The sequence below is a fragment of the Cohnella phaseoli genome (assembly GCF_003386235.1).
Taxonomy (GTDB): Bacteria; Bacillota; Bacilli; order Paenibacillales; family Paenibacillaceae; genus Cohnella; species Cohnella phaseoli.
This window is the reverse complement of sequence record NZ_QRDZ01000021.1, coordinates 140,758-154,491: the sequence shown is the minus strand read 5'-3', so window position 1 is coordinate 154,491 and position 13,734 is coordinate 140,758. Positions and strand designations below refer to the sequence as shown.

The following is a 13,734-nucleotide window of genomic DNA, read 5'->3' as shown; positions in this document are numbered from 1 at the left end:
TCTCCTCTTAGTCGAGCTGATAATTGCAAGCCAAGCGATAATAGAACTCGGCCGCCTGAACGACCTCGGCGACCGGAACCCATTCTTCCGCGGAATGCGCCTGATCGATCGAACCCGGTCCGTACACGATGGACGGGACCCCTTGCCAAGCCTGCAGCTTGCTTGCATTGCTGCCGTAAGACACGCCGCGCAGCGACGGATTCAAACCGAGCGATCCGGCGACGCGTTGCGCCGCCTGGACAACGGCTGCGTCATGCGGCGTATTGAGCGCAGGATCCAGGAGCAGCGGTTCGACGGAAAGGTTCGCGTCGGGGAGCGATTCCCGCAATTGCCGCTCGAACCCGGCGAGAACTTGTTCGGGCGTCTCGCCGGGAACGATGCGCCGATCGATCCGGATCTCGCAAGCTTCCGGAACGATATTGATCTGGCTGCCTCCGTTAATCGTACTTACGACGATCGTCGGGCTTCCGCAAAGTTCGCTGCCGATTCGTGCCAAACCCGGTTCTACCGTATCTTTCACGTAGCGAACGACATCCATCATCGAATAGATTGCGTTGTCTCCTTTGTACGGAACCGAGCTGTGAGCGGCTAAGCCCCTTGTCCGGACGGAAAACCGTGCGCAGCCTTTATGCTCCGCCACGATGCCAAGCTCGGTCGGCTCGCCGACTACTGCTCCCGTTAGAGGGATCTGGAGCGACATAAAAGCCGTTAGCCCCTGAAAGGCATACTCTTCATCGACCGAAGCGCAGAAGACAAGATCGGCGTTCAGAAGCTCCGGATGGGAAGCGCACCGCTCCATCATATGAATCATGCCGGCCAACGCGCCTTTTGTGTCGCAGGCTCCCCTGCCGTATAGCCTTCCGTCGCGGTAAGTCGGCACAAGCGCGTTCTCCATGCTTCCGATCGATACGGTATCCATATGCGCCTCGAACAGCAATGCGGATTCCGGCTTGCCAACCCGCAATTCGGCGATAATATTGTCGCGCCCCTCGACTACGGGTTGCCGAGTAACCCGCAGCCCCGCTCGGCGCATGCGCGCTTCGACGTAATCGGCAACGCCGCCTTCTCCCCGGGCGTCCTCGCCGTAATGCGGATTGACGCTTTGTATGCGTACCAAATCGTCCAATATCCGGACCGCGGGATGCTCCGCCTCTTGCGCCCCGCCTTCCCTATCCAGTAACCCCATCTTCCTCACTCCCACGACTCTGCTGCTTACTGTTTTACGAAATAGAGCTTATCTACGTAAACCGCGTATACGTTTGCCGGATTATCCGCAGGCCAGATATAGGCGTATTGATTATTCGTCTGAGAAGGAACGAACGATCCGATCTTGATCGTATGCCATAACATATTTTCCATGGCGGAAGCCTGCACGGTCGTCGTTCCGAACGGATACGAATTCGTAGTCGCATCGTATACTCCGTACGAGAACGCATTTCCAGAAGGAATAGAAAACGCGGGCTTCCCATTGGCATCGAAATACAAATCGTCGGCATATTTGATTTTCACGACCGCATACAGATCGTAAGTCGCGCCGGGAACAAGCCGGCTCTTATCCCAGGACCATTGAACGTCCCAGCCGTTCGCAGCCCCTACAAGCTTAATCGCCGTTTTTCCGTCCGAAGCCGATACGTCCGCGTTATTTTTGGTAGCTCCTCCAAACATGTTCAAATCGCTATCCTGCCCGACGTAGACAGACTGGGTCGTATCCTTGGTCAATTTGAGGATTTTCCCGTCCCCCGCCGCAAAAGCCAGACTGCTGATTTCATAGCGATCCGGATAGGTCGTATAGCTGATTGAGGCGTTGGTAAGCGAATCCCTGATTTCCGTAATATCCATACCGAGCTTCGCCCGATCGATTTTAATCGTGACATTGGCGCTGCTTAAGCAATTATGATTCACGACGACCAAATATTTGTCCCCTGTGGCAAGATTCTCGTGCGTCGTCACGTCCGCATTCGGATGAGCCGAGCTCGTCGTATTGCCGCCCCCGATCGTCGTCGCGACATTCGCAATTTTGGTCATGGACAGAATCGTCGGCTCCAACGTTTTGATTTCATTAAACAAGGTTTGAACGGTGCCGAACTTAGGCCCTCTATTATAATTTTCATCCACCATGCCTTCCCATAAGCTTTCCGTCTGATAGATAAAGTAAAGGAATCCTTTGGAGCCGTGCCCGATGTTGAGATAGGTCATGGCCCTTGTTTCGGCGGGGATCGGGTCTCTTAAGCCTGTGGGCTCATGTCCGTAATTTTGCACGACAGTCCACCATGGAGCGCGATTTTGAATATCCTTCTTGGTCAGCATGTGAAGGAAATCCAAATAAGGTTTGTAATCGATATTCGCATAATAGGGATGATTCATGTAATGGGTAAAATCCCCGATCGGGTAACCGATTGCCGCGCCGTAAGGATCGGTCAATAGCGTCTGCGTCTGTTGAATCCCGTAATGGAATTCCGTATATTCCGGAGTAACGTAATCTATTAACGCTTGATGATAAGGATCGATCGATTCCGTCATTCTTTTGGCGTTTCTCAAAAAATGAGCATGATCGATATCCAGGTTCATCGGTTCGTCCTTCAGAACATAGGCATACAGGGCCGGATGATCTTTAATCGGAGCGATTCTAGCGTTGATCTGATTGTATAACGCAATTTCGTCATTCTCCAGCGTTGGATTGCTGAACGTGGCATAGGCCATCGGGAAAGCCATGACCTGGATATCGTAAGCGGCTGCCCGATCCAGAGTGTCCGTATACAGCGCGGTAGATCCGTTCCAGTTGGCGATGCTGACCATGTTCATATTCGCGTCCTTCAGATCCTGGAAGCTATTATTTAAGTAAGAGATTCTAGCGGTGGATTGGAATGGAATTTCTCCTCCCTCAAACCATGTTCCTCTTGCTACGAGAGGGGCCGGAGCAATCGGATCGTTTAAGGCGACACCGGTTATAACCTGAATATTTTTCTTATACAACTCCCCGCTCGGATTGCTGATTACTACGGTATACATCCCGTTTGGTACGATCGCGTTAGCGTTATTTTTTCCGTCCCACGAAATTTTCGCCGTGCCGCTTTGACTAACGTTGTTAACCAATGTTTTAACCGGACTGCCGCTGCTATCGACGATTTTGGCGCTTATCGTTTGAGCCCCGGATAGCGAATACGTAATTCCGGCGGAATCGTTAAGATCGTCCTGATTGCCCGGCGAAATCTTATACGGCTTCACTTTAATTAGTTGTTCGGGATTGTCGTTGATTTCCGATTCGACTATCGATACCTGATCGACTTTGATCGAAGGAAATTGGGCGGCGTTGTCTACTTGATAAAAGCTGACATGATAAACATGAGTCGGATCGAGCGCTAAAGGCGCGGCGTTGATTTTGATTCCGATATAGAACTTAAACTTGTCTTGCGTCTCCAAACTGGACGTACTGTAAACCTTGGGCGGCACAGGGTAGGTTCCCGTCGTCGAATCGTACACGACAACTCCGAAAATATCGCCCGCTGAAGAATTCCAGTCCGCTCGATCGATCTGCACAATCGCATGGATATCATAGGTCTCGTCGGCCCTTAGCTTCGTGCCGTCGATAGGCGCTTGAATATTCCAGTTGCTGCCCGGTCCATTGTACAGAACGGCCGCGCTGTTATCGGAAGCGAGAGGGCTCGAAGTGAGAACCGAGCTGTTATGCAGAATAAAGCTGCTGTCTTCGATAACGATAGATTCGTGCGGTATCAGAATGATTTCATCGACGTAGATTTCCGACACTTGACTCGCGTTATCGGTTCCCGCCACGAAAAATACAAGCTGGTTCACGCTTAAATTCGGCACGAACGTTCCTACCCGGTATTCCTTCCAAGTCATATCCTGCGTTTGGCTGGAAGGCACGGTTTTTAGCGGCAGGATATAATCCCTGTACGTATTATCCCAAACCCCGAATGCGAATGCGTTGCCCGTTGGATTTGCCGCAGTGTGATCAACCTTGATGCGCATAAAGACATCGTAAGATCTTCCCGGCTGCAGGTCGCTGAAATCCGAACGAATATGAGAGATGTTCCAATCCTCGCTCGTATTCGACATTTTACCGGCAAAGCCATTGCGCGCGGTTGTATCGGTCACGGTTATGCCGTCATTGTAATATTGAAATTGATCCTCTTGGATGACGAAATCCGTGCCGGATGCCGAGGTTTTATCGATGCCGATCATAATAGACAAGACTAGACAAATCGTTGCATGGAGAGACGCTTTTTTGACTTTGTTCATGTTCATAGCCCCTTTGACATGAAATAGGTATCAAGCCTCAGACAAGCCATTCATCAGACGGTCAACGTCGGCACTATCGTTAAAAGAATGAATGGAAGCGCGGAATCGGCCGTCGCCTCCCCACAGATAGATTCCTAGCTTTTGGAGATATTCGGATACCTCTTCCCCCCGGTCGGAAGCGACGCAAACGTTGCCCGCCCGTCGCTGCCGTTCGCGTGGCGTAATAATCGTGAAGCCCTGCGCGTCCAGCTTTCCGATTAATTCGTCGCCTAGCTGCAAAATATGGTTTTCGATTCTGGCGATGCCGGTATCCAACAGCAACCGGGTTGAGTAATTGAGCGCATAGATCGTCGGGTAGCTGGGATATCCCGTCTCGAATCGCTTGGCGTCGTGATGGAATTCGTAGCTGCTATGACGAATCGGGCTGAACATATCGATTACGCTCCGCCATCCCACCGAGCGCGGCATGAAATCAGCCACTCTGGCCGGGTTGACGCCTAGAATGCCTAGACCGTGAATGCCGAGCAACCATTTATAGGAGCTGCACACCAGAAAATCGGTTTCGTTCATATCGACGGGGACCGCGCCCAGCGATTGCGTAGCGTCGAGCAGGAGCAGCGTATCCGTCTGTTTTAATTGCTTGTATAATTCCCGATAATCGAGCCTGGCTCCGGATAAATAACTGACATGGCTTGCGATGACGAGTCGGGTCCGATGATCGACCTTCTCCATAATATCTTCCGGCGTAACCTGCCAATTCGTATGCTCCACGAACCTTACTTCCACGCCTTTATCCCGCAGGACAAGCCAGGGCAGGACGCCTGCCGGAAATTCCAAGCGGTTGACGACGACGTTGTCGCCGGGGAGAAAGGAAATCGAGCCTGCGATCATCGAGATGATCTCCGAAGAGTTCGATAACAATCCGATATTTTCAGCCTTTCCCCCGAGCAGAAGCGCAATGTTCGATTTGCACGACGCCTCGATAGCCGCATTGTTTGCGCGACCTCCAGGGCCTACGCTGCGACGGTTCATATAGTCGGTAATCGCTTCCAAGCTCCCTCTAAGAGCCGGCGTTTCGGCACCGCTATAAAACCATGCGCAATCTTCTATGCCAATAAATAATTTCTTTGTCAGTAAGGCTTCCACAGTCTCTCACTCCTCGTATATCTTGGCTTATTTGAATTCGATCCATCTGCCTCCGGCATCGGCGGAGCTTTTCTCGGCTTCCACCAGACGAATCGACTCCGCGACGTCGTCGCCGAGCGAGACGGACGGCTTAACTCCGTTCCTTAAGCAATCGGCCAAGTAGACGATTTCTCTATAAAAGCCCGTATCGGGAGACAATTCCGGCGTTAAGGACGGACCGTCCTTCGGATACACGGTTACCATGCCGCCCGCAAATACGACCGCCGCTTCGTCGAAACCGACGCGGAAGGACATCTCGAAGCCAAGGCTTGGCGGCAGCGACCAGTCGGCTTCGGCGGATACGACTTTGCGGTCCGGGTAACGATATTGCGCGGACAGGATATCGTAGCCGCTGCCTGGGAACACATTGCGTCCAATGGCGGTGACGGCATCGGGGTTTCCGAACAACCACCGGATCATGTCGGCATCATGGACGTGAAAATCCACTAGCGCGCCTCCGCTTCGCGTTTCGTCGAGCAGCCAGTTCTGATTCGACCAGATCGGAGCGCTGCTGGCCCTGTAGAAACGGGCGGACCTGACCGCTCCCCATGTATTTCGGTCCACGCATTCTTTTAAGTATTCATAGGCCGGCCAGAAACGAAGACATTGCCCGATCATCAAATATTTGCCGCTTTTCCTGGAAGCCGCAAGCATTTCCTCGCATCGTTTCGAATCCAGCGCCATCGGTTTCTCGCAAAGTACGTTAAACCCCTTCTCCAGCACCTGGATCGCTACCGAGTCATGCAAAAACGTAGGAAGCGCGATATCGATATAATCAAAAGCTTCCGATGCCAGCATGTCGTTCAGATCCGTATATAAGTTGTATTTGCTAAAGTCGTAGTCGGCGTTGCCTACCCCGATGTTCCCCTCCGTAAACTCCCCTTCGAACTTCTTCGGATCCGTGTCGCAAATGGCCGTTACGCGAATCGGATAATTTTCCTGCTCAAGACGCAAATATTGATCCAGATGAGCTCTCCCGATAAAGCCGATGCCGATGAGTCCTACTTTCAACATTTCCTCGTCCCCTTTAGTCATTGTTCCGAATCTTCCGCAGCAGCCCACCGGTTCAGATCGGCGATCGTTTGACGAATGTCCTTCTCCTGCTGCTCCCCGTGAATTTCCCGTTCAATGATCCAATCGCCCGTAAATCCCCGATCAAGCAGCTTACGCACGAGCTCCGGGAACTTTACTTTGCCAATTCCCGGACGAACCTCCTCGCCGAGACTGTCGCCGCTTATCGGATACATCCCGTCCTTCACGTGGATGTTGCGTACGTAGTCTCCCACCGTATCCAGCGCATCGATCGGATTTCCCTTGCCGTACATAATCAAGTTAGCAGGGTCAAAGTTAAGACCGATATTTCCCGTTCCGACGCGTTCAATGGTTCTTAGTAAGACAACCGGCGTTTCTTGCCCTGTCTCAAGCCAAAATTCCAGTCCGCGATCCGCGCAATATTGGGCGACTTCGCGAATGGCGTCGACGACCGGCGCATATTCGGGGTCCGTCATATTTTCCGGTATGAAACCGCAGTGCGTAATAATGGCAGGCGTTCCGATCCGGGCGGCGAAATCGGCCCATCTCTTAAGCGCGGCGACCCGTTCCGCTCTGAAAACTTCAGGTACAATGCCCAAAGTCAGCGGCCCCTCAACGAAATTCCACACTTGCGGTCCCGGCACGCCCGCCCAGAATGCGGCAATACGCACGCCGGCTTTCGCGGCAGCGGCAGCAACGGTGTCCGCAATGACGTCCGTAGCTTGACTCACGTCCCAGCTTACCAGCTGGCATACCTTCAAGCCGTATCGAAGGACGGGCTCGAAGCAATCGCCGCCATTTTCAAGCGGATTAATGATGCCGATTTTTGTTTCAAGCTCTTTCACTCTATCAACCTCCTAATAGATGGCGCGCCGCAAGTTTACGCGCCTTGTCATTCCTTCACGCTGCCAAGGACGATGCCTTTCATGAAATATTTCTGCAAGAATGGATAGACGAGCAGAATGGGAAGCGCGCCAAGAAATATTTGAGCGGCTTTGACGGAACGGTTCGAGATCGATTTCAGCATTTGGAGCTCCTCCGCCGTCGTCGCCTTGAAGTCGTTATTGATAATAAGCGTCTGCAAGTAGCTTTGCAGCGGATAATTTTCCGGACGGTTCATATAGAGCAGTCCGTCGAACCAAGCGTTCCAATGGCCCACCATGGAGAACAAGAGCAGCGTTGCGATCGCGGGCAGAGATAACGGCAGGATGATACTGAACAAGGTACGCAGATGATTGGCGCCGTCGATAAATGCGGCTTCCTCCAGCTCCTTCGGAAGTCCGCGATAGAAGTTAAGCAATAATACGACGCTGAACACCGGAACCGCAGACGGAATTAGGAGCGCCCAAATCGTGTCCAGCATTCCCATATCTTTAATGACCATATAGGTTGGGATTAATCCGCCGCCGAACAGAATTGTAATTAGAAAATACCAGGCATACGCCGTCCGCAATCGAAATCTAGTAACTTCCATGGACAACGGATAGGCCGTAATGACGATTAGCAGCATTTGAATGAGACTTCCTAGCACAACCCTCTGAACGGAAACGCCAACCGATCGTAGAAACTCCTCTTTTTGCAAGACGAATTCATAGGATTTGAGATTGAAACCGACCGGCCACAGCGATACCAGTCCTGCCGATGCCGCCGAATTGGAACTGAACGATACGGCTAACACATGAATCAATGGGAACATGCATAGCAGCGCAAGCACAATCATGAACGAATAGTCGAAGCCAAGAAACAGCTTGCGGCCGAATGATGCCTTTACCAAGAGCTCGCCCCCTTCCGGCTAGAATATTCGATAATTGGCCAGCCTGTAAGCCAAGAAATACGCAATGGAGATTAAGACCAGCGATACAACCGACTTCATCAATCCGACGGCGGTAGCTGGACCGTACTGAGCGCTGAGCATCCCCATTCTATAGACCATCGTGTCGATAATATCTCCGCTTTCGTATACTTGCGGACTATATAAGACGAAAATTTGCTCGAAGCCGGCATTCAACACTTGCCCCAGACTTAACGTAACCAGCAGAATAATGACCGGCCTCATCCCTGGAAGCGTAATATGCCAGGTTTGCCGCCATCTCCCGGCGCCGTCCACGACGGCCGCTTCATAGAGGGCTGGTGAAATACCCGTCAGAGCCGCTAAGTAGACGATGGTACTAAAGCCGAATTCCTTCCATTCGTTGGAGACGACAATCGTAAACGGAAACCAGGCGTTGTCCCCAAGGAAAAAGATCGGCTTCCCGCCCAGGGCGGTCAACGCTTGATTCACGATTCCCGATGAAGGCGATAAAATATCGATCATAATGCCGCCTAATATTGTCCATGAAAGAAAATGAGGCAAATAAATCAGCGTCTGAACGCCTCGTTTAATGAAGGCCGAGCGCATCTCGTTAAGCAAAAGAGCAATCGCGATCGGCGTAGCCTGACCGACGACAATCTTCATGCAAGCAATAAACAGGGTGTTCCATAACACGGTGTACGTATCCGGCAGAGAAAATACGTAGCTAAAGTTGTCGAAGCCCACCCACTTGGAACCCAGTATTCCTTTGGTCGGAATATAGCGCTCGAAAGCCATGACAATGCCGGCCATCGGGATGTAATTAAAGATGAACACGATTGCGGTCGCCGGCAGCAGCAAGAGGTGAAGCGGCAGTTCAAGTTTCCACGATTTTCTGAACAAGGCGATCCCCCGTTTCCCGTCCCTTATGAAATGCCAGAAGAGAAAGACGATCTCCTCTGGCATTTCATCATTCTATTGATTAGCCGTATACCATTCGTTGATCGCTTCCGTAATCTCGTCTCCGCCCTGCTTCTTCCAATCGGTCACGAACTTATCGAAGGAGTCGATCGGTTGGTTGCCGGTAATGATCTTCGTGAAAGCATCCAGTTCCAGTTTGGTTAGATTGGTGCCTCGATCGACCATAATTTGAAGCGGAGCCGTGATGAATTCGTTCTGAACGTAAAGATTGTTGTTGATATAGTAGTCCGCTACGCCCATGGAGCCGCCTTCGCCGTAAATCAAATTCTGGCCCCAGAACTGATTGTCGCCCGCTTTGTATTTTTCGATCATGCCCAGAATATCTCTCACCCCGGGAGGTACCGTCGACTGATCGGTCTTGCCCGCTAACACCTCGTTGACAAGCAGATAGAAGTCGCGGTTCCTGGTCGGCATATACATTTTGGCCGGAGACTCCATCCAAATCGTATCGTTGTCCGCTCCGCTTACGAACTGCTTGTGAGCCTCGTCGCTGTTATTGAAATAGAATTTCGCCAGCCATTGCTCCAGGATTCTCAGCAACGCTTCCGGGTTCTTCGCGCCCTTCTTCACGACCCAGAAACCGTGGAAGACATCAAGCTCCGTCTGGAATTTGCCCGGTTTATCGTCATAGGCCGGCAGCGGGAACATCTTCCATTCCACGTTCGGGTCATTGTCTTTGCTTCCTTGCAGGGGATACGCTCCGGCCGTACCGGCAGAGTAGAACATACCGACTTTGTTAGCGGTTACATCCTCGAACAGCTTCGTCGGATCTTTAACCACGAATTCTCTATCCAGAATTCCTTTCTCGTACATCTCGTTCAGCTTCATCAGAGCCTCTTTCATAGCCGGCAGCGTGCTGCTGTAAACCAATTTCCCGTCCGCGTCTTTCGTCCAGATCGATTTATAGGCATGCATCGTATTCATGAACGGAGCCGTCATCGCCAGATCCTTATCCAGTCCCAGTCCGATGGTGTCCTTCTTGTTGTTCCCGTCGGGATCTTGGTTGGCGAAGGCGTCGGCGAGCGCTATGAAGTCTTCAAACGTCTTAGGCTCGGGCAGTCCAAGCTTCTTCACCCAGTCCATGCGTACCCATAAGCCGTTAACGCTTTCACGAAGAACTCCGGTAAACGGAATTCCCATCAATTTCCCGTCGATCGTGGCGGCTTTTCTTGGGTAATCGCCTGCGGCATCCTGTACCTTGCGAACCAATTCGGGCGCATAGTTGGCGTATATGTCGGTCAAATCCTCGATCATGTCGGCGTCGTACAACTGTCTGAGCTGCGTAGGACTGGCGACGAAGAAATCCGGGATATCGCCGGAGGCGATCATCAAATCCGTTTTTTGCAGATATTGCGCGTACGGAACTTCCCAGAGATTGTTGGCAATGATACCGTATTCATCCTTCAACATTCGCGTCCAGACGTTATTGTTAACGTCGTCGCCCTTATCGTATTTCAACGTTGCGAACTGATAGCTGACATAGCTCATTTCGACCGGAGGGTCGAACTTGGCCGGCAAATCTGCCGGGGCGGTTTCGCTCGCGCCGCTGCTTGCCGTTTCGCTAGCCGGATTCGTGCCTGTAGGAGACGCTTTGCCCGTTTCATTGGACGGAGAGTTGTTGTTACTGCAAGCCGCAAGCAAGACAGATCCGATAAGACCCAATAAAAGCGCTGTCAAAATACTCCGTTTCATGCTTCATCCTCCTCATAATAAACGCCTTTGATTTTCTTTCTTGGATAAGCCCCTTCAATCCATCTTCATTTTGTTAACAGTTTCCCGAAATACAGACCCATCCCCTGTCTATTAAATTTGAAATATAATAAATTATATATAATATTTAATGTATTTGTCAAACGATTATTTCGACTCTTTGTCTGCCTGAAAGCAATTTAATGTAAAATGTATTATATATTTGATTATGTATGAGTTGATCCCCTATTATTCGAATGGAAGGTCCGCAGCGGTATGCCTTAAGGCGCTACCGCTACGTTCTGGTATCTCTTGCTACCCATGCTTCTGTATGAATCCGTCTCCATCGTTCATGCAAGTCGCATTTCCCCCATTTAGCTTATCCATTGAACCCGGCTTATTCGTTCTCTTCCGGCCACAGCTTCGATATGTCGGTACGGTCTGCTGAACCGTTATCCTGCAAAGCTTTAATGCATTCCTTGAAGGAACGGTGAATATGCCTTCTCATGACCCTCTCCGATTCGTCCGGATTCCCCTTCCGAAGCGCGTCGATCAGTTCTTTGTGCTCATCGAATTCCTTCTGCTTCGTCGATTTCATCCCGATGATTCTATTGACAAGCTCGATCTGGAACGAAATGGAGTCGTAAATCTGCATCAATCTGGAGTGGCGGGAAAACTGAATAATGCTATGGTGCAGATACAGCGACTCTTTCAATAAGGAATCTACTTCGGGATTGTGCAGCTTTGATTCCATCTCCGCATACAGATCAACCAGAAGTTGAATCTGTTCCTTGGAGGCGTGCAAAGTCGTCAGCCTCATCGCCAAGCCTTCCAATGAGGCGCGAAGCGAGTAGATTTCAAAAATATCTCTCTCTTCGATCTCTTTCACGATCGGCCCTCTGTTCGGAACAATGTTGATGATCCCTTCTCCGGACAGCATCCGCACGGCTTCGCGCACCGGCGTTTGGCTAATTCCGAGCTCCTTGGCCACCTTGGTCTCGACGATTCTGTCTCCCGGATTAAGTTCGCCGTTAAGGATCTGTTGCTTAATCAGCGTAACTAAATCCTGACTCATGCTTTTCTTTTCCATAAAGGATTGTTTGGTTATGTTATTCATTCTCGCGCCCTGCTCTCTGAATATAATATAAATTTTACATTATATATTATATCACAACTTCTCGTCTCTACTCATCTGTCAATTTGAATTCGGTCGACGTTGGCCGTCCTATCTTTACATTCCCTTCATAATAGCTGTGCTATCGTTGTTGATGCATTCACACTATTAGGAATGAGAGGAAGTGGCGTTGTGAAAGTTTTGAAAAGATGGAGTTTTACCGTACTTGCCGTTTGTCTTGCCGTCTCTTTGTTCGCAGTCTCTGCCAGCGCAAGCAATGGAAACGGTGACAGCCAAAAGAAGAAGGAAAATGCGGCAAGAACCTTCTTTAATGTTAAGGATTACGGGGCGAAAGGAGACGGAACGACCAACGACAGAGCTGCGGTTCAAGCTGCAATTACGGCTGCGGAAGAAAAAGGCGGAACCGTATACCTCCCCGGCGGCAACTACCTTCTGCGAGGCAGCGGAACCGAGCTTCTTCTAATTAAGCGTCCCATTCATATTTTAGGAGACGGTTTCCTCAGCCGCCTAGTCGTTGCTTCCAACGTTCCGAATACGACGGACGTCATCCGAATTTCGCCCGAGCTTAGCATCGGTTGGCAGTTCGGCATCGACTCCATCAACATTATTCCGCAGGAAGGCAGCAAGCCGGCCAGACACGCGCTGAACATCGACATTTCCACTTATCCGCAATTTTTGGCAAAGCTGCTTGTACAGAATTGCTACTTCTGGCAATTGGGCGGCAACAGTGTGAAGCTGACGAATCCCAAGGGAGACCCCAGCTTATTTACCTCCTCCTTCGAGAATAACGTCTTCTACGGAGGGTTATCGCTGCTTAACGCCGGCGATTCCATTAACATCCTCGGCAATACGATTACCGGAGACAATATCGGCGTAGAGTTGAGCCAGGTTGTCGGAGCCGCGAAAGTCGTCATCGCTTTTAACAATATTACGTCTGCCGGCGGGGCGATCAGAGTCACCGAAGGCAATCAGGTCAAAATTCTGTACAACCAGATCGAACAAAACGTTCCGCACACGAGCGCGCACCAAGCCGCGATTTCTTTGGACGGCGAGATTAACCCCGTCGTGTTCAGCCAAATCGTTGGCAACAACGTTAACGGTTGGGGATATGCGGGACATGTAGATCATGCCATCAAAATCGGCAATGCCGCATATACGAAAATCAGCGGCAATACTTTGGCTACCGGTACTTTAGGAGTAATCAAAGTAGAACCGGAGGCTACGCTCACGGAAATCGGTTATGACAATTCCTTCTTAAGCAATACCGGCATCGTTCCCCGCGCGAATGCGATCGACGACAGCGGCATCATAACGCTAGGCGTCGAGAAGCCGGCGGCGCTCACGAATGGCTGGGTCGATTATGATCAATCGGCATTCGGTAAAGCCTCCTTCAGCCGCGACATGAACGGCAAAGTCAGCTTGGACGGCTTGATTAAGGACGGCAGCTTAACGGCGGGAACCGCTATCCTTACTCTGCCTGAAGGCTTCCGCCCCGCGAAAGCCAAAAAATTCACGGTCAGCACGATCGAAAACGGCGTTGCGCTCATAGGCGAGGTTCAAGTACTCGCTACTGGTCAAGTGCTGTTCATGAGAGGCGGCAACGATTATTTATCGCTGAACGGAATCAGTTTCCTGGCCGAATAAAAATAAAAAGGGATGTCCC

General features: G+C 50.9%; 10 protein-coding genes. 1 reads left to right on the top strand and 9 read right to left on the bottom strand.

The window, feature by feature from the left end:
- Positions 1–7: 7 nt before the first annotated feature.
- The 9 genes from DFP98_RS24025 to DFP98_RS23985 form a co-directional block, all read right to left on the bottom strand.
- Entirely contained in the window at positions 8–1,186 is a 1,179-nt protein-coding gene (locus DFP98_RS24025; protein ID WP_116063154.1) for a M20 family metallopeptidase, read from the bottom strand.
- Positions 1,187–1,212: 26 nt separating this feature from the next.
- Positions 1,213–4,260, bottom strand: a complete 3,048-nt coding sequence (locus tag DFP98_RS24020; RefSeq protein ID WP_181917910.1) for a FlgD immunoglobulin-like domain containing protein — start codon at positions 4,258–4,260, stop codon at positions 1,213–1,215.
- 30 nt (positions 4,261–4,290) lie between these two features.
- Positions 4,291–5,406 (bottom strand): aminotransferase class V-fold PLP-dependent enzyme, encoded by a 1,116-nt coding sequence (locus DFP98_RS24015; RefSeq protein WP_116063152.1) that lies wholly within the window; start codon positions 5,404–5,406, stop codon positions 4,291–4,293.
- 27 nt (positions 5,407–5,433) lie between these two features.
- Positions 5,434–6,459 (bottom strand): Gfo/Idh/MocA family protein, encoded by a 1,026-nt coding sequence (locus DFP98_RS24010; protein ID WP_116063185.1) that lies wholly within the window; start codon positions 6,457–6,459, stop codon positions 5,434–5,436.
- A gap of 17 nt (positions 6,460–6,476) precedes the next feature.
- The gene (locus tag DFP98_RS24005) at positions 6,477–7,322 is read right to left on the bottom strand and encodes a sugar phosphate isomerase/epimerase family protein (protein WP_116063151.1); all 846 of its coding nucleotides are present in this window, start codon (positions 7,320–7,322) and stop codon (positions 6,477–6,479) included.
- A gap of 47 nt (positions 7,323–7,369) precedes the next feature.
- Positions 7,370–8,197: a carbohydrate ABC transporter permease gene (locus tag DFP98_RS24000; protein ID WP_116063184.1), complete on the bottom strand. Its 828-nt coding sequence runs from the start codon at positions 8,195–8,197 to the stop codon at positions 7,370–7,372.
- A 72-nt stretch (positions 8,198–8,269) separates the two neighbouring features.
- On the bottom strand, positions 8,270–9,169 hold the full coding sequence (locus DFP98_RS23995) for an ABC transporter permease (RefSeq protein WP_246016671.1): 900 nt from the start codon (positions 9,167–9,169) through the stop codon (positions 8,270–8,272).
- A 72-nt stretch (positions 9,170–9,241) separates the two neighbouring features.
- Positions 9,242–10,939 carry an extracellular solute-binding protein gene (locus DFP98_RS23990; RefSeq protein ID WP_116063149.1) on the bottom strand — a complete coding sequence of 566 codons (1,698 nt, stop codon included), beginning with the start codon at positions 10,937–10,939 and terminating at the stop codon, positions 9,242–9,244.
- Positions 10,940–11,333: 394 nt separating this feature from the next.
- On the bottom strand, positions 11,334–12,053 hold the full coding sequence (locus DFP98_RS23985; protein ID WP_116063148.1) for a GntR family transcriptional regulator: 720 nt from the start codon (positions 12,051–12,053) through the stop codon (positions 11,334–11,336).
- Between the two features lie 189 nt (positions 12,054–12,242).
- On the opposite strand from DFP98_RS23985, the gene DFP98_RS23980 reads away from it, so the two are divergent.
- On the top strand, positions 12,243–13,715 hold the full coding sequence (locus DFP98_RS23980; RefSeq protein WP_181917908.1) for a glycosyl hydrolase family 28-related protein: 1,473 nt from the start codon (positions 12,243–12,245) through the stop codon (positions 13,713–13,715).
- The last annotated feature ends 19 nt before the right edge of the window (positions 13,716–13,734 follow it).